This is a genomic window from Kitasatospora sp. NBC_00240 (assembly GCF_026342405.1).
Lineage (GTDB): Bacteria > Actinomycetota > Actinomycetes > Streptomycetales > Streptomycetaceae > Kitasatospora.
This window is the reverse complement of record NZ_JAPEMU010000001.1, coordinates 4619197-4636998: the sequence shown is the minus strand read 5'-3', so window position 1 is coordinate 4636998 and position 17802 is coordinate 4619197. Positions and strand designations below refer to the sequence as shown.

The 17802-nt window shown below is 70.4% G+C and carries 13 protein-coding genes; 11 read left to right on the top strand and 2 right to left on the bottom strand.

Annotated features, from left to right (window positions below; all coding sequences use genetic code 11):
- Window positions 1-55 precede the first annotated feature (55 nt).
- Window positions 56-325, bottom strand: coding sequence for a hypothetical protein (locus tag OG689_RS19555; RefSeq protein WP_266322045.1), 270 nt, complete (start codon window positions 323-325; stop codon window positions 56-58).
- Window positions 326-966: 641 nt separating this feature from the next.
- On the opposite strand from OG689_RS19555, the gene OG689_RS19550 reads away from it, so the two are divergent.
- The 11 genes from OG689_RS19550 (at window position 967) to OG689_RS19500 (ending at window position 16264) form a co-directional block, all read left to right on the top strand.
- Complete coding sequence (locus OG689_RS19550) at window positions 967-1203, top strand: hypothetical protein (RefSeq protein WP_266322044.1); 237 nt, start codon at window positions 967-969, stop codon at window positions 1201-1203.
- A gap of 69 nt (window positions 1204-1272) precedes the next feature.
- The gene (locus OG689_RS19545) at window positions 1273-2232 is read left to right on the top strand and encodes a hypothetical protein (RefSeq protein ID WP_266322042.1); all 960 of its coding nucleotides are present in this window, start codon (window positions 1273-1275) and stop codon (window positions 2230-2232) included.
- A gap of 66 nt (window positions 2233-2298) precedes the next feature.
- Window positions 2299-2556: a hypothetical protein gene (locus OG689_RS19540; protein ID WP_266322041.1), complete on the top strand. Its 258-nt coding sequence runs from the start codon at window positions 2299-2301 to the stop codon at window positions 2554-2556.
- An 87-nt stretch (window positions 2557-2643) separates the two neighbouring features.
- Complete coding sequence (locus OG689_RS19535) at window positions 2644-3537, top strand: S8 family serine peptidase (RefSeq protein WP_266322039.1); 894 nt, start codon at window positions 2644-2646, stop codon at window positions 3535-3537.
- A gap of 253 nt (window positions 3538-3790) precedes the next feature.
- Window positions 3791-4864, top strand: a complete 1074-nt coding sequence (locus tag OG689_RS19530) for a LacI family DNA-binding transcriptional regulator (protein ID WP_266322038.1) — start codon at window positions 3791-3793, stop codon at window positions 4862-4864.
- Between the two features lie 429 nt (window positions 4865-5293).
- Window positions 5294-6697 carry an extracellular solute-binding protein gene (locus OG689_RS19525; RefSeq protein ID WP_266322036.1) on the top strand — a complete coding sequence of 468 codons (1404 nt, stop codon included), beginning with the start codon at window positions 5294-5296 and terminating at the stop codon, window positions 6695-6697.
- A gap of 88 nt (window positions 6698-6785) precedes the next feature.
- Window positions 6786-7763, top strand: a complete 978-nt coding sequence (locus tag OG689_RS19520) for a carbohydrate ABC transporter permease (protein WP_266322035.1) — start codon at window positions 6786-6788, stop codon at window positions 7761-7763.
- A gap of 14 nt (window positions 7764-7777) precedes the next feature.
- Entirely contained in the window at window positions 7778-8668 is an 891-nt protein-coding gene (locus OG689_RS19515) for a carbohydrate ABC transporter permease (RefSeq protein WP_266322033.1), read from the top strand.
- A gap of 119 nt (window positions 8669-8787) precedes the next feature.
- Window positions 8788-10425, top strand: a complete 1638-nt coding sequence (locus OG689_RS19510; RefSeq protein ID WP_266322031.1) for a glycoside hydrolase family 13 protein — start codon at window positions 8788-8790, stop codon at window positions 10423-10425.
- Window positions 10426-11150: 725 nt separating this feature from the next.
- Window positions 11151-15416 (top strand): discoidin domain-containing protein, encoded by a 4266-nt coding sequence (locus OG689_RS19505; RefSeq protein ID WP_266327277.1) that lies wholly within the window; start codon window positions 11151-11153, stop codon window positions 15414-15416.
- Between the two features lie 185 nt (window positions 15417-15601).
- Window positions 15602-16264: an HAD family hydrolase gene (locus OG689_RS19500; protein ID WP_266322029.1), complete on the top strand. Its 663-nt coding sequence runs from the start codon at window positions 15602-15604 to the stop codon at window positions 16262-16264.
- Here OG689_RS19500 and OG689_RS19495 read toward each other — a convergent pair.
- Window positions 16245-17519: a transcriptional regulator gene (locus tag OG689_RS19495; RefSeq protein ID WP_266322027.1), complete on the bottom strand. Its 1275-nt coding sequence runs from the start codon at window positions 17517-17519 to the stop codon at window positions 16245-16247. The genes OG689_RS19500 and OG689_RS19495 overlap by 20 nt on opposite strands.
- Window positions 17520-17802: the final 283 nt, after the last annotated feature.

The window sequence follows — 17802 nt, the reverse complement described above, 5'->3', positions numbered from 1 at the left end:
GTGTGCCGTGTGCCGTGTGCTGGGTACCGGGTACCGGTTGTCCGGCCACCGGCTGTCAGGCGTTGGAGGCGGCGCAGGCGTCGTAGTCCTGATTGCACTCGACGTTGCACTGCTGCCGCAGCTCGTACGGGCCGTCGGGGAACTGGACGTCGCACCAGTACTCGCAGTTGGTGTAGCGCCGATCGCACTCGATCAGCCGCTGCCGTTCCTCGTCGCTCCACATGGGAACGACCAGGGCACCGGCGGTGGCCGGTCGGGGCGCCCTGGCGTACGGTCCGGGGCTCCGACGGAGGGACGCCTCGGCCTGGAATCCGGGCATGGTCATGATGCCGCTCCCGTCTGGGTGGTCCGGGTCCGGAGGCCGTCGACCCCGGTCGGCCGGTGCCCCCGCGCGGGCCTCCCGGAAGGCCGTCGCGGCTGCCGGCCCTCTCTTCGAGCCTACGCTCGCCGACCGGTTCCGACCTGCTCGCGGCGGCGGTCAGCCCGGGCCCGCTCAGGGGTTGACTCCCTGTGGTCGCAGGCTGTGGCCGCCGGGGCCCGTCGGTGCCTCCGCCGGGCCCCGCGGCGCGCTGCTGACAGGCTCCGGTCGGGCTCCCTCGACCCCGAGGTGCCGACCGGGGCGAGGCGGAGCAGGCTGGAAGGAGGCGGATGACCACGGCTCTGGCTCTCCGGAGCAAGGTTCGGAGCAGTGCACGCCGGTCTTCCCGCAGGCCGCGGATCGCGGGCGCCCGGAACCCGACAGACCGAGTGCCCGGGCCCCGGACGCCGTCGGGCGCTGTCCCGACGTGGGCGAGGCCGCCCGGTGGGACCGCGGCGCTCGTTGCGGTGCGAGGCGATGCCCTGCGAGGCGGGACGCCCGGGCCGAGTTGCCTGCCCGGGTCGAGCCGCCGCCCGGGTCGAGCCGCCTGTGGTGACAAGCCGACCGACAAGCTGCCGAGGGCGAGACGTGCGAGGAGTGAGGGCGCGATGAGCGAGGACGAGTGGCGTGACGGTCCGGCCGGGGAGAGCAGGGGGACCCGCCAGCGCCGGGTGCGCCTGCCCGGGTTCGTCACGGACGAGGAGATCGGCCTCGGTGACGCCGTGCGGCAGGTGACCTACGCGATGGGGCTCCGGCGTCCCTGCGGCGGCTGCGAGCGGCGAGCGGCGGCGCTCAACCGCCGGGTGCTGCTGGTGAGGGGGGCGGGTGGCAGGCGGGGCCGGTGACAGGCCAGGTGCCGGATGCCCGGAGCGCGTGTGCCGAAGCCACGCGTCGGCTCGTTCTAGGAGTAGCTGATGGAGCAGGAGTACCGGGAAGAGGCCGAGGAACAGCAGGCGCAGGGCCGGCCTGCGGACGAGCCGGATCTGCTCGCCCCGGCCTGCGGATCCACCGCGCCCCCGGCGGCGTCGGGCTGCGGCTGTCGCGCCGGGCACGGCTGCTGCGGTGGCCGGTCGGCGTCGGAGACGGCCGGTGGAGCGGTCGTGGAGCCCTCCTACGTCTACGTGCTGGGCCAGATCGACTTCCGGATCCCCAGCCTGGGGGTCGAGAAGGAGATCGCCCAGAACATGGCCCGGTCCGACACCAGGGAGCGGACCGATCGCCAGGCCGTCCGGTCCGTCCTGGCCCAGCGCGAGAACCGCTATCTGGCACGGCAGTTGTGCTACGTGCTGAGTGTGCAGGGGATCGAGACGTACATTCTGCGGCCGCGCGATCCGCTCGATTTCGACCTCCTGGTCGAGGCCGTACGCGCGGAGCCGCGCGCGAGTGACCTGGACGTCGTCATCGGACTTCGCGGGTCGCTCGCGCCGCCCGGCCTCTGCAACGGGCTGACCCTGCCGGTGGTGGGGGTCGACCAGATCTACTCCTTCGACAGCGGGGATCTGGTGCGGGCGATCGAACGGCCCGAGCGGATCAGTGCCGAGCAATTCGAGCCCGCCTCGCACGAACTGCTCAGAAGGATCATGCAACTGGGCGACAACGCGGGTGACACCGACGAGCACCGGGCCCTGAACTACCTGGCGGTCCGGTACCCGCGCATCTACGAGAAGACCGTGGAGGCCTACGCGGACGACTCCTCGTTGAGCGCGGTCGGGTTCTGCGAGTCGCGATTGAGCGGGACCCGCAGAATCATCGATGTCCTGCTCTCCTTCACGGGCCGCCGCACGGATGTCACGGAGAAGTTCTTCGTACGCGTCGATGTCACCGAGGAATTCCCCTTCCTGGTGACCAAGTTGTCGCCCTACTACGACCGCTGACCAGGTGCGGGGCGGCTTTTCGGGAGAGGGGCCGGCAGAGGGACGGGAAGAGAGAGGTGAGCAGCGATGAGAATTCCGGGTTTCACGGCCGAGTCGGCGCTGTACCGGGAGAGCGGGCAGTACCGGGCCGCACCGTCCGGCCGGTCGATCGCCCGGCCGATCGGGCCGCAGCTCGTGCCGCAGACGGCCGGCGTCCCGCTGGCGTACTGCCGGCTGGAGTGCCGGGAGCTCTGCCGGGACGTCTGCGCCCGGCACCCCGGCAGCAGCGTCTGCCGGACCTGCCAGCGGAGTTGCCTGCACGAGTGCCTGCTGAACCCGAAGTGAGCGGGGCGGCGATGCCGCGACCGGGCGGCGGAGTGGTCCTACGGCCCGCTGCCGGCCGTACCGTCCCGGTGCACGGAGGGTGAGGCCATGGCGGGGCCCTTGGAACTGGTCGGGCTGAGCTCGGTGATGGCGCGCTCCGCGGGGCGGTCGGAGGTGGTCGTCGGCCTGATCGACGGTCCGGTGGCGGTCGGCCATCCGGGGCTGGCCGGCCGGCGGGTGGTGGTGCTCCCGGGCGGCGGTGGCGGTACCCGTGCCGGAGCCTGCGACGTGGCGGACGGGGGAGCGTCCTGCCTGCACGGCACCTTCGTCGCGGGTGTGCTGAGCGGCCGTCGGTCGTCCGGGGCGCCCGGTGTCTGTCCGGGCTGCACACTTCTGGTCCGGCCCATCTTCGCCGGGGACGGGCCCGGGCGCCGGACGGGGCCGGCCGCCCGGCTGGAGGACCTGGCGGCCGCCGTCGTGGAGTGCGTGGACGCGGGGGCCCGGGTGTTGAACCTGAGCGCGGCGCCCGAGCGGCCTTCCAGTGCGGGGAACCGCGAGCTGGAGGGGGCGCTGGATCATGCGGCGGCCCACGGCGTGATCACGGTCGTCGCGGCGGGGAACCAGGGGGCGCTCGGGTCCTCGGCGATCGTCCGCCATCCGTGGGCAGTCCCGGTGGTCGCGTACGACCGGCGGGGCAGGCCGATGGACCTCTCCAACCTGGGCGGTTCGATCGGCGGCCGGGGCGTCGGGGCGCCGGGTGAGGCGGTCGCGAGCCTGGGCCCCGGTGGGCGTCCGCTGGTCCTGACCGGGACCAGCGCGGCCGCGCCGTTCGTCGCCGGGACGGTCGCGCTGCTGCTGTCGGAGTTCCCCGGCGCGACGCCGGCGGCGGTCCGGGCGGCGGTGCTGGCCTCCGGACGGGGGCCACGCAGGTCGGTGGTGCCGCCACTGCTGGACGCGGGGGCCGCCCGCGCCGGCCTGCTGGCCTCCTACGGGCGACGGTAACCCGGGTCGCGCACGCCCGTCGGGCCCTCGCCCGAGCTGTCGCCCGAGCTGTCGTCCGGGCCCTCGTCCGAGCTGTCGCCCGAGCTGTCGTCCGGGCCCTCGTCCGAGCTGCCCGGGCCCTCGTCCGGGTCGTCGCCCCGCAGGTCGATTGTCGCCCGGAGGGCATGATACGAGCACTAGTCATGCAGAGTGGAGAAAAATACGAGCATCGTTGTGAAAATAATTGCGATCATTCTGCTCTAGGATCGCAATCATGACTCGACGACTTGCGGCAGTGGCGAAGAAGGTCGGGATGAGCGAGGCGACGGTCAGTCGTGTGCTCAACGACAGGCCCGGCGTGTCGGAGAGCACCCGGGTGGCGGTGCTGACGGCGCTGGACGTGCTCGGCTACGAACGGCCGACGCAGCTGCGCGGGCAGCGGTCCCGATTGGTGGGCCTGGTGCTGCCGGAGCTGCAGAACCCGATCTTCCCGGCCTTCGCCGAGAGTGTCGGGGCGGCGCTGGCCCAGAACGGGTTCACGCCGGTCCTCTGTACCCAGACGGCCGGTGGGGTGTCGGAGCCGGAGTACGTGAACCTGCTGCTGCAGCAGCAGGTGTCGGGGGTGGTCTTCTTCGGCGGGCTGTACGCGCAGGACGACGCCCCGCACGGGCACTACGCCCAGCTGTACGAGCGCGGGGTGCCGACCGTGCTGCTCAACGCCGGCAACGGCACGCTCGACTTCCCGCGGGTGTCCTGCGACGACGCGGTGGCGGTGGAGCAGGCCTTCGGGCACCTGCGGCAGCTGGGGCACGACCGGATCGGGCTGATCCTGGGGCCGCAGGACCACGTCCCGTCGAACCGCAAGCTCGCGGCGGCGCGGGCGACGGCGGCCCGGTCGGGGCTGGAGCTGCCCGCGGAGATGGTGGAGCGGGCGCTGTTCTCGATCGAGGGTGGCCAGGCGGCGGCGGGCCGGCTGCTGCGGCACGGGGTGACCGGGATCATCTGCGCCAGCGACCCGCTGGCGCTGGGCGCGATCCGGGCGGCGCGGCGCCACCGGCTGGCCGTCCCCGAGGACCTCTCGGTGATCGGGTACGACGACTCCTCCTTCATGACCTGCACCGATCCGCCGCTGACCACGGTCCGGCAGCCGATCGAGGCGATGGCGAAGGCGGCCGTGGACCTGCTGGTCAGCGAGATGGCGGGGGCCCGGGTGGACCACGACGAGGTGTCCTTCGAGCCGGATCTGGTGGTGCGCGCGTCCAGTGGTCCGGCGCCCGGTCGCGGTGGGGCGTCCGGGCGCCGCGGCGCTGGTCCGGCGGTGGTGGCGGGGCCGGCCCCGGTGTCGTAGTCGGGGCCGTCGGCTGCCTGCGCGAGGGGTCGCCGGGCGCTTGCGGCGGGCTTTTCAGGAGGGTGCGTGCTGCGGCACGCGCCCTCCTGTCATGTCCAGGATCGCCTGGTTGCGGTCCGACGGTTCGCAAAGTCACGACTAAGCATCGTGTTTTTGCGAAATCCTGTAGACATCTTGTGGTCATCTGTCGAGGAGTGGTTAAGTGAGCGGCGCCGCCAGGGGGCACCCGCCGGAGGGCCCGCACAGGGTCCGCGACGGACGCCCCCGGGTGGCACCAAGAGCCGCGCAACCAGGTGCATCACCTCCCCGCACGTCGCACGTCCCCGCACCGTCCGCAGGACGGGGCGGCCCCCACCGGAACCACATGGGCTCTCCTGCGCCCCGAGCGCCAACCGTGCCCACCGTGCTTGTAGAAGGGTCCACCCGAACATGAAGACAAACGGGCTTCTCCACAGATCGGCCGTCGCGGTCGTCGTCGCCGGCCTGGCGTTCTCGGCCGCCGCGTGCAGCAGCTCCGGCGGCGGTTCGTCGTCGGGTGACGGCAGCAAGGCGAGCGACGCCGCCGCTCCGCTGGACCCGGCCACCAAGGTCACCATCACCGCCGACTGCCAGCCGCCGACCACCAAGCCCGCCGAGCGCAAGCAGTGGGACGACGACATCGCGGCGTTCAACAAGATCTACCCGAACGTCACGATCAAGGCCACCGACGGCTCGCCGTGCGAGGAGCCCGCGAAGTTCACCGCCCAGCTCGCGGGCAAGACGCAGCCGGACCTCTTCTACGCGTACTTCACCGACACCAACCAGATCCTGGACGCGGGCGGGGCACAGGACATCTCGGCGTACGTCAACGAGAAGACCGTCCCCGCGCTGAAGGACATCGACCCGTCGGTCCTCAGCACCCTCAAGGACGCCGACGGCAAGCTCTACGGTCTGCCCGTCACCAACTACAAGATGGGCCTGATCTACAACCGCAAGCTCTTCACCCAGGCCGGCCTGGACCCCGACAAGCCGCCTACCACCTGGGCCGAGATCCGCGAGGACGCCAAGAAGATCGCCGCGCTCGGCAACGGCGTCAACGGCTACGGCGACTACAGCGCCACCAACCAGGGCGGCTGGCACTTCACCGCCGAGCTGTACGGCCTCGGCGGCAAGATGCTCTCCGACGACGGCAAGAAGGTCGCCTTCAACAGCGCCGAGGGCAAGCAGGTCCTGCAGAACCTGTACGACATGCGCTGGACCGACAACTCCATGGGCGCCACCCAGGGCCTGAAGTGGCCGGACCTGATGACGCAGACCTCGACCGACAAGCTCGGCATCTACGTCGGCGCCCCGGACGACATCACCTACATGGTGCAGACCCTCAAGGGCAACTACGAGGACTACGGCATGGGCCCGATGCCGGGCGGCAAGGCCGCGCTGCTCGGTGGTGACGGCCGCTTCTTCAAGAAGGGCTCCACCCCGGACCAGATCAAGGCCGGCGTCGCCTGGGTCAACTTCAAGTACCTCACCATGGGCAAGGGCCAGTTCGACTACTCCCGCAACAAGACCGACGGCCTGCCGGTCGGCATCCCGCAGCCGAGCTTCTTCGGCGGCGCCTCGCTCGCGGCCGACAACACCGCCAAGGCCGCCAGCGCGACCGTCCCGGTGAAGAACTACGCGCCGTACGTCTCGACCCCGGTCCCCGGCAAGACCGAGCCGGCCAACGCCCAGCAGCTCTACAAGGTGCTGGACGCCGCCGTCTCCGCCGTGCTGACCGACAAGAACGCGGACATCACCAAGCTGCTCACCGACGCCGAGAGCCAGGCCAACCAGGTCCTCAGCAGCCTCCAGTAGCAGCGGACGGGGGCCGGCCGACCGGCCGGCCCCCGTACCTCTGGCACCCGTCCGACCAGCCTGTACAGCCAGCACACCAGGAGAACCGATGGCCGGGACCATCTCCCCCTACAAGACCAACCGCCGGTCCGCGCCGGCGGGCAGCGGCTCCGCCGGGCAGGGCACCGGCGGCCGGGAGCGTTCGGGACTCGGCCAGAAGGTCCGCCGCAACCTGTCGGCGCACGGCTTCCTGTTCGGGGCCCTGGTGTGCTTCGGCTTCTTCACCTGGTATCCGATGGTCCGCGAAGTGATCATGAGCTTCCAGAAGACCAAGCGGGGCAAGACCACCTGGGTGGGGTTCGACAACCTGCAGCGGATCTTCGACGACCCGGACTTCTGGCACGCCTGGCGGAACACCTTCCTGTTCACGGTGCTCGCGCTGGTGCTCGGCTTCGCGCTGCCGTTCTTCGTCGCGGTGCTGCTCAACGAACTGCGGCACGCCAAGGCCTACCTGCGGATCCTGGTGTACCTGCCGGTGATGATGCCGCCGGTCGCGGCGGTGCTGCTCTTCAAGTACTTCTACAACCCGGACTACGGCCTCTTCAACGACATCCTGAAGACGCTGCACCTGCCCACCTCGGCCTGGCTCAACTCGCCGGACACCGCGATGGTCTCGGTGGTGATCGCGGCCACCTGGATGAACATGGGCGGCGCCACCCTGATCTACCTCGCGGCGCTGCAGGGCATCCCCGGCGAGCTGTACGAGGCGGCCGACCTGGACGGTGCCGGGCTGCTGCGCAAGATCTGGCACGTGACCATCCCGCAGACCAGGCTGATCCTGTCGCTGCTCCTGCTGCTGCAGATCGTCGCGACCATGCAGGTCTTCGTCGAGCCGTTCCTGCTGACCGGCGGGAACGGGCCGCAGAACTCGACCATGACGGTCGTCTACCTGGTCTACGAGTACGCCTTCGACCTCGGCGGCAACAACTACGGCGTCGCCTCGGCCCTCGGCCTGGTGATGCTCGTGGTCCTCGCCGGATTCTCCGCCCTGTACTCGCGGCTGAGCCGCAACAGCGACAACGACTAGGAAGGGAGCCGACCATGGCAGCCAAAGAACCGCAGATGCGGACGATCGTCCCGCAGACCCAGCTCGACCGGCCGCTCGGGAAGGCCGTCTACTGGACGGTCCTGACCGTCGTGGTGGTCGTCTTCACCCTGGTCTTCATCGGCCCGCTGTACTGGCTGGTGACCGGTGGCCTGAAGTCCACCCAGGAGGTGGTCCAGAGCCCGCCGACGTTCTTCCCGTCCAAGATCCACTGGGACACCTACGCGACCGCCTGGAGCCAGCTCAAGATCGGCCGGCTGCTCTTCAACACCTGCTACTACGCGTTCGGCGCGCTCGCCTTCCAGCTGGTCTTCGACGTGGCCGCCGCCTACTCGCTCTCCAAGCTGCGGCCGGTGCTCGGCAACCTCATCCTCGGGATGATGCTCGCGACGCTGATGATCCCGTCGGCGGTGCTGATCGTGCCGCAGTACCTGACCGTGCTGGACCTGCCGCTGCTGCACCTCAACCTGATCAGCACCCCCTGGGCGATCTGGCTGCCGACCGTCGCCAACGCCTTCAACATCTTCCTGCTGAAGCGTTTCTTCGACTCGATCCCGCAGGACCTGCTGGCCGCCGCCGCCATCGACGGGGCCTCCCCGCTGCGGACCCTGCGCTCGATCGTGCTGCCGATGTCCAAGCCGATCCTCGGCGTGGTGTCGATCTTCGCCGTGGTGAACGTCTGGAAGGACTTCCTCTGGCCGATGCTGGTCCAGCCGAACCCGGCCGACCAGACCCTCAACATCGGCATCAGGTCGCTCGCCACCGGCGTCCCGCAGAACGTCATCATCGCCGCGCTGGCGATCGCCTCGGCGCCGACCATCCTCTTCTTCCTGGTCTTCCAGCGCAGCATCATGTCGGGCCTGACCTCCGGCGGCCTCAAGGGCTGACCGGCCGAGTGCAGTACCCCGCCAGACCGGCCGCCGGCCCCACCTGCCATCCCCGCGAGCGGGCCGGCGGTCCATCCCACCACGCTCGTCTCCGCTTCCGGTCGAAAGGACCCCCCACCGTGGGACAGAACTCCAGGCACCCGTCCGAGCAGTCGGACTGGTGGCGCGACGCGGCGATCTACCAGGTCTACCCGCGCAGCTTCGCCGACGGGAACGGCGACGGCACCGGAGACCTGGCCGGGGTCCGCTCCCGCCTCCCGTACCTCGCCGAACTCGGCGTCGACGCCATCTGGTTCAACCCGTGGTACCCGTCCCCGATGGCCGACGGCGGCTACGACGTGGCCGACTACCGCGACGTGGACCCGCTGTTCGGCACCCTGGACGAGGCCGAGAAGCTGATCGACGAGGCGCTGGGCCTCGGCATCCGCACCATCGTCGACATCGTCCCCAACCACGTCTCCTCCGAGCACCCGTGGTTCAAGGAGGCGCTGGCGGCGGCGCCGGGCAGCCCGGAGCGCGAGCTGTTCCACTTCCGGCCCGGCCGCGGCCCGGCCGGCGAACTGCCGCCCAACGACTGGGTGTCCGAGTTCGGCGGCTGCCCCTGGACCCGCACCACCAACCCCGATGGCACCCCCGGCGACTGGTACCTGCACCTGTTCGCCGTCCAGCAGCCGGACCTCAACTGGGCCCACCCGCAGGTCCGGCACGAGCACGAGTCGATCCTGCGGTTCTGGTTCGACCGCGGCGCGGCGGGGGTGCGGATCGACTCCGCGGCGCTGCTCGCCAAGGACCCGGCGCTGCCCGACTTCGTCAAGGACGTCGACCCGCACCCGTACGCCGACCTCGAGGAGCTGCACGAGATCTACCGCAGCTGGCGGGCGATCGCCGACTCCTACGCCGGCACCCGGATCCTGATCGGCGAGGTCTGGCTGCCCGACGCCGAGCGGTTCGCCCGCTACCTGCGCCCGGACGAGCTGCACACCGCCTTCAACTTCGACTTCCTCGCCCGGCCCTGGGACGCCGAGGGCCTGCGCGCCTCCATCGACTCCACGCTGGCCCTGCACGCCCCGGTCGGCGCCCCCGCCACCTGGGTGCTCTGCAACCACGACGTCACCCGGACGGTCACCCGGTACGGCCGCCGCGACACCCGCTTCGACTTCGCCACCAAGGCCTTCGGCACCCCCACCGACCTGGTGCTGGGCCTGCGCCGGGCCCGGGCGGCGGCGCTGCTCTCGCTGGCGCTGCCCGGCGCCGTCTACCTCTACCAGGGCGAGGAGCTCGGGCTGCCCGAGGTCGAGGACCTGCCGATCGAGCGGCTCCAGGACCCGATGCACCTGCGCTCCGGCGGCACCGACCCCGGCCGGGACGGCTGCCGGGTCCCGCTGCCGTGGGCCGGCACCGAGGCGCCGTACGGCTTCTCGCCGGCCGGCGTCGAGCCCTGGCTGCCGCAGCCGACCGACTGGGCGGCGCTCACCGTCGAGGCGCAGGCCGCCGAGCCCGGCTCGATGCTTTCGCTCTACCGCACCGCACTGGGCGTCCGGCGGGCCGAGGCCGGCCTGCGCGGCGACAAGTTCGAGTGGCTCGCGGGCGACGCCGGCGTCCTGGCCTTCCGCCGGGGCACCGGCTTCAGCTGTGTCGTCAACCTCTCCCCGAACCCGGCGCCGCTGCCCACCGGCTGCGCCGTCCTGCTGGCCAGCGGCCCGCTCACGGACGGTCTGCTCCCGGCGGACACCGCCGTCTGGCTGCGCGGGGCGTGAACGGCCGGCCTGCGCGGGGCAGGCCCGGCCGGCACCGCGTACGCGGTGGGTGCAGCGCCGCCTGACAGTGCCGCCGCCCGCCGTAGGCCGCGTCGTCCTTGAGGGGGGACGGCGCGGCTCCTCCCCGCCCGCACGCCCACCCCCTCCGCTCCGCCGCTCCGCCGTACGACCGCTCTGCCGCTCCGCCGCGCCACCGCCCTGCCGTACCACCGCTCCGCCGTACCGCAGCTCCGCCGCACCGCCGCCTTGCCGCGCCACCGCCCTGCCGCCCTGCTGCCTGCCGTACCGCCGCTCCGCCGTACCGCCCGCACCGCTGCACCGCCGTACCGCCCCGCACCGCCGCACCGCCGTAGCCGCACCTCCGCACTCCCGTACCTCCGCACCGCCGCTTTGCCGTACCGCCGCGCCTCCCCGGCGCCGCGCCGGCCGCTTCGCCGCGCCGCCGTTCGACCGCGCCGCCTCCCCGGCGGCGCGCCGCCGCCCCGCCATGAGTACGTCGGCCCTCCACCGGAGGCTCCAGATGATCTCGGCCCGCGCACCACCCGCAGACCACCCCTCACGCCGCCGGACGCCCGGGCATCCCCGTGCCCGGACAGCACCGGACGGCACTCACGGATCGGCACCCGAGCAGGCCCGCCACCACGGGCCGACCTCGCCCCCCACCCTGTCATCCTGACGAGATCCAGAGGACCCCAGTGAGATCGACAGCTCCCATCCCCCGGCTGATGGCCGCGCTGGCCTCGGCCAGCCTGCTGATCGTCGCCGGCCCGCTCCTGCCCGCGCATGCCGCGGGCGGCCCCAACCTGGCGGCCGGCAAGGCCGTCTCCGCCAGCAGCGCGACCGACGGCCGGGCCGCGGGCTTCATCAACGACGGTGACCAGAACTCCTACTGGGAGAGCAGCAACAACGCGCTCCCGCAGTGGGTCCAGGTCGACCTCGGCAGCAGCACCAGCATCGACGAGCTCGTCCTGAAGCTCCCCAGCGGCTGGGAGACGCGCACCGAGACGCTCGCCGTCCAGGGCAGCGCCGACGGCACCAGCTTCACCACCATCACCAGCGGGGCGACGTACTCGTTCAGCCCGGGCAACAGCAACACCGTGAAGATCTCCTTCCCGGCGACCAACACCCGGTTCGTCCGGCTGGCGATCTCGGCCAACACCGGCTGGCCGGCGGCGCAGATCTCCGAGTTGGAGGTGCACGGCACCACCAGCACCAGCGGCAACCTGGCGCTGGGCCGGACCCTTTCGTCCAGCAGCACCTCGCAGAGCTACTCGGCGGCCAACGCCAACGACGGCAACCAGGCGAGCTACTGGGAGAGCAGCAACAACGCACTCCCGCAGTGGATCCAGGCCGACCTCGGCTCGGCCGTGCCGGTCAACAAGCTGGTGCTGAAGCTGCCCGGCGGCTGGGAGACCCGGACCCAGACGCTGACCGTCCAGACCAGCAACGACGGCACCACCTTCTCGGACCTGGTGGCCTCCGCCGCCTACGTGTTCAACCCGGCGTCCGGCAACACGGTGACGCTCAACCTGAACACCACCACGGCCCGGTTCGTCCGGCTGAAGGTCACCGCGAACACCGCCTGGCCGGCCGCCCAGCTGTCCGAGTTCGAGATCTACGGCCCGGCCACCGGCGACACCCAGGCGCCGACCGCGCCCTCGGGCCTGGCGTACACCCAGCCGGCCGCCGGCCAGATCAAGCTGACCTGGAACGCCGCCAGCGACAACACCGGTGTCACCGGCTACGACATCTACGCCGACAACACGCTGGTCAGCAGTGTCGCGGGCAACGTCCTGACCTACACCGACAGCCGCCCGGACAGCGCCACCGTCTCGTACTTCGTCAAGGCGAAGGACGCGGCCGGCAACCAGTCCGGGAGCAGCAACACCGTCACCCGGACGGGTGCCTCCGGCGACACCCAGGCGCCGTCCGCGCCCTCGGCGCTGGCGTTCACCCAGCCCGCTTCCGGCCAGGTCAAGCTGACCTGGGGCGCGTCCGCCGACAACACCGGTGTGACCGGCTACGACGTGTACGCGGGCGGTGCCCTGCGCGGCAGCGTGGCGGGCAACGTGCTGACGTACACGGACAGCCAGCCCGACACCGCGACCGTCTCGTACTTCGTGAAGGCGAAGGACGCGGCCGGCAACCAGTCCGCCAGCAGCAACACCGTGGTGCGGACCGGCAACGGCGGTGGCGGCGGCACCAACCTGGCCGGCGGTAAGCCGATCTCGGCCAACTCCAGCGTCTTCACCTTCGTCGCGGCGAACGCCAACGACAACGACACCGCGACCTACTGGGAGGGTTCGGGCGGCAGCTACCCCAACACCCTGACCACCCAGCTGGGTTCGAACGCGGTCGTGAACTCGGTCGTGGTCAAGCTCAACCCGGCGGCCGCCTGGGCCACCCGGACCCAGACCATCGAGGTGCTCGGCCGCGAGCAGAGCGCGAGCGGCTTCACCAGCATCTCGGCGGCGAAGTCGTACACCTTCGACCCGGCCTCGGGCAACACGGTGACCATCCCGGTGTCCGCCACGGTGGCCGACGTCCAGCTGAAGATCACTGCCAACTCGGGCTCCTCGGCCGGTCAGGTCGCCGAGTTCCAGGTGATCGGCACCCCGGCGCCGAACCCGGACCTCCTGGTCACCGCCACCTCGGCCTCGCCCGCCTTGCCGGTCGAGACCGACCCGGTCACGCTGTCCGCCACCGTGAAGAACAACGGCACCGCGGCCTCCGGCGCGACCAGCGTCAACCTGTACCTCGGCGCCACCAAGGTCGGCACCGCCCAGGTCGGCGCGCTGGCCGCGGGCGCGTCCAGCACCGTCTCGGTCTCCGCCGGCCTGCAGAACGCCGGCAGCTACCAGGTGATCGCCAAGGTAGACGAGGCCAACGCCGTCATCGAGCAGGACGAGACCAATAACACCTACACCAACCCGGCCGCGCTGGTGGTCGCCCAGGTCGCCAGCTCGGACCTGGTCGCCGCGCCGGTCAGCTGGACCCCGGGCAACCCGGCGGCCGGCAACAACGTCACCTTCACGGCGGCGATCAAGAACCAGGGCACGGTCGCCTCGGCGGGCGGCGCGCACAGCGTCACCCTGACCGTCGCGGACGCCACCACCGGCAGCGTGGTGAAGACCCTGACCGGCTCCTACACCGGTGCCATCGCCCCCGGCGCCACCAGCACCCCGGTGAACCTGGGCAGCTGGACCGCCGGCAACGGCAAGTACACCGTGAAGACGGTGATCGCCAACGACGCCAACGAGCTGCCGGTCAAGCAGGCCAACAACACCAGCAGCCAGCCCCTGTACGTCGGCCGCGGCGCCAACATGCCGTACGACACCTACGAGGCGGAGGACGGCGTCCTCGGCGGCGGCGCGGCCGTGGTCGGCCCGAACCGTACGGTCGGCGACCTGGCCGGCGAGGCGTCCGGCCGCAAGGCCGTCACCCTCAACTCCACCGGCAGCTCGGTGGAGTTCACCACCAAGGCCAGCACCAACACGCTGGTCACCCGGTTCTCCATCCCGGACGCGGCCGGCGGCGACGGCATCAACTCCACGCTGAACGTCTACGTCAACGGCAGCTTCCTCAAGGCCATCGACCTGACCTCCAAGTACGCGTGGCTGTACGGCAACGAGACCGGCCCCGGCAACTCGCCGGGTGCGGGCGGCCCGCGCCACATCTACGACGAGGCGAACATCCTGCTCGGGACGACCGTCCCGGCCGGCAGCAAGATCAAGCTGCAGAAGGACGCCGCCAACACCACCAACTACGCGATCGACTTCGTGAGCCTGGAGCAGGCCACCGCGATCCCCAACCCGGACCCGGCCAAGTACGTGGTGCCGACCGGCTTCGCGCAGGGCGACGTGCAGGCCGCCCTGGACAAGGTCCGGATGGACACCACCGGCAACCTGGTGGGCGTCTACCTGCCGGCCGGTGACTACCAGACCGCGAACAAGTTCCAGGTCTACGGCAAGGCCGTGAAGGTCGTCGGGGCGGGCCCCTGGTTCACCCGGTTCTACGCGCCGACCGACCAGTCCAACACGGACGTGGGCTTCCGCGCCCAGTCGACGGCCAACGGCTCCACCTTCTCCGGGTTCGGCTACTTCGGGAACTACACCTCCCGGATCGACGGCCCCGGCAAGGTGTTCGACTTCGCCAACGTCTCGGGCATCACGATCGACAACATCTGGACCGAGCACATGATCTGCATGTACTGGGGTGCCAACACCGACTCCATGGTGATCAAGAACTCGCGGATCCGGGACACCTTCGCCGACGGCATCAACATGACCAACGGCAGCACCGACAACCTCGTCAGCAACAACGAGGCCCGCTCGACCGGTGACGACAGCTTCGCGCTGTTCTCCGCCATCGACGCCGGCGGCGCGGACGAGAAGAACAACATCTTCGAGAACCTCAGCACCATCCTGACCTGGCGCGCGGCCGGTGTCGCGGTCTACGGCGGGTACGACAACACCTTCCGCAACATCTACATCGCCGACACCCTGGTCTACTCGGGCATCACCATCAGCTCGCTGGACTTCGGGTACGCCATGAACGGCTTCGGCACCATCCCGACCAACCTGCAGAACATCTCCATCGTCCGGGCCGGCGGCCACTTCTGGGGGTCGCAGACCTTCGGCGGCATCTGGGTCTTCTCGGCCTCCAAGGTGTTCCAGGGCATCCGGGTGAGTGACGTCGACATCGTCGACCCGACGTACCACGGCATCATGTTCCAGACGAACTACTCCGGCGGCCAGCCGCAGAACCCGATCACCGACACCGTCTTCACCAACATCTCGATCACCGGAGCCCAGAAGAGCGGCGACGCCTTCGACGCCAAGTCCGGCATCGGGGTCTGGGCCAACGAGGCGGCCGAGTCCGGCCAGGGCCCGGCGGTCGGCTCGGTGACCTTCAACAACCTCCGGATGAGCAACAACTTCCAGAACATCAAGAACACCACCTCGACGTTCACCCTCACCGTCAACCCGTAGTGTTCGCAAGGTAGTCAGCAGACCCGGTGCCGCCGGGAGGCCTCAGCCTCCCGGCGGCACCGCCGTGTCGACGGCTGTGCTGCGGCGCCGGGTGGTTGTCAGCCTTAGCCTGCACGAACCCTCAGGGTGTCCGCTCGCCCCGCCGGCTTCGGACCACTGCGTAACGCGGTCGATAGGCTGGACACATGATTCGTGCGGTGGTGTTCGACGTGGGCGAGTGTCTGGTGGACGAGACTCGGGAGTACGGGACGTGGGCCGACTGGCTCGGCGTGCCCCGGCACACGTTCGTTGCCCAGTTCGGCGCCGTGATCAGCCAGGGCCGGGACTACCGCGAGACGTTCCAGGTGTTTCGCCCCGGCTTCGACCTGTACCAGGAGCGGGAGAAGCGGGCGCTGGCCGGAAAGCCGGAGTGGTTCGGCGAGGAGGACCTCTACCCGGACGTACGTCCGGCCCTTTCCCGGCTTCGCGCAGACGGTCTGTGGCTCGCCATCGCCGGGAACCAGACCGTTCGGGCCGGCGGACTGCTACGCGAACTGTTCACAGGTGACGTCGACCTGATCGGTACCTCCGACGACTGGGGCGCGAGAAAGCCCGACGTGGCCTTCTTCGATCGAGTGGCTGAGGTCACCCCGGTTCTACCGGGGGAGATCCTCTACGTCGGGGACCGTCTCGACAACGACATCCGTCCGGCTGCCGCGGCGGGCATGCTCACCGCCTTGATCAGGCGTGGTCCATGGGGATGGATCCAGCAGCACGACCCCGCCGCCGATGAGCTCGCGACGTTCCGGGTCGATTCCCTGCTGGAGCTGGGGGACCTGGTGGGGAAGTTCAACGCTGAAGTGAATTGAGAGTCGTCGACCAGCTGTAGAGCCGGTCGTCAATCTGACGGACCGCCGTCGAGTCCTGCCAGCGGGCCAGGGCTCGGCGCGCCTCCCGCACTCTGTCCATGCCGGTTGCGTACCAGGTGATCGAGAGCTGGTCGAGAGCCTGCTCAAGCCGAGCGCATGCGGCATCAGGTTGGTCGCAGGCGGCTTCGAGCGCTGCCAGATCCCCGAGAACGACGATGCGTTGCTTCCCCTCGGCGTGGTCCAGGGATACGAGCACATTCTCCAGAGTAGTTCGGGCCTGGGGAAGTTGCCCGGCGCTGAGTTCGGTGTTCCCCTTGAAGGCGGCGAGCCGGACGGGCGAGAACCACGTCAACCAGTCCGGTGACTTGTTTGTGTTTCCCGCCTTGAGCGTCTCCTCGGCTTGGCGAAGCATCGAGAGTGCGCCGCGATGGTCCCCGCACCGGGTGAGGCATTCGGCCTCGACCGCGTCCAGCCAGGCCAGTAGTTCGGCAGAGGCGGGGCCGCGCCGGGCATAGGCGCGCGCCGCCTGCATGCGCTCGGATGCCTCGTCGCGTCGGCCGGTCCAACCAGGAATGAATGCCGAGTGGCCCAGGACGGCAGCCCCAAGAAGCGTGTCATTCGCTTCACCGGCGGCCTGGAGCGCGCGAACCAGGGTGACGTCGGCCTGCTCGGGCTGCCGCAGGTCGAAGAACTGGATGCGCCCGGCCAGCAGGAGTGACTCGGTGAGAGCTGTCGCGAGGATGCGGCGGGTGACGCCGGAGGTCTCCCCGAGAAGTGTGGTGCCGAGATTGGCGTGCTCCGCCACGGCCAGGTGCAGGGTGGCAGGTGCGACGCTCCAGTACAGACGGCGGTGTGCCTCGGTCACCAGGGCGAAGTCGGCCCCGATCGTCGCCGGTTGGAGTGCTGTCGAATGTGCTGGGCGCGGAAGGGCGGATCGTAGTGCAGTCGGGAGCGCCGCTCTCCGTGGAGATGCGGATACCGGCCGGGTTTCGGGTCCCTTGTCCCAGGGGGCACGGAATCCCAGGTCCTCGACCGGCAGGTGGAGGACCTGCGTGAGGAGGCGCTGGTAGTCGTCCTGCGGCCAGGGCGGGGAATCGGACTCCCACCGTCGGATCTGGCGAGTGCTGACCAGTACCGATCCCATGCCGAGCTGCAGAGCCGCCGCATTGAGCGCCGTCGCGAAGGCCTGCTGGGAGGAGAGGCCGGCGCTCTGCCTGGCCGCCTTGAGCGCGGTGTTTCCTGAGGATCGGGTCACGGCGGCCTCCAGAGCTGACGGAAAGTCAACCATACAGTCCGATGGGCCATATACAGGACGCCCGTCCGAGGTAATTGCCCTAGAAGTCCTCAAGAGGTCCCATGAAAGTCCTCATTGCGGCCTTCAGGGAGATCCTGCCCGGGTCGACGATGTAGCAGTCATCACTTTCCGGTGGCCTCTGAGTACTGAACGTAGGGGTGATTGTGTCCGACCCATCTGCACTGCCGGCAACGGCTCCACCCACCGACGCGCAGCGACATGCGAAGGCCTGCATCCGGTGCGG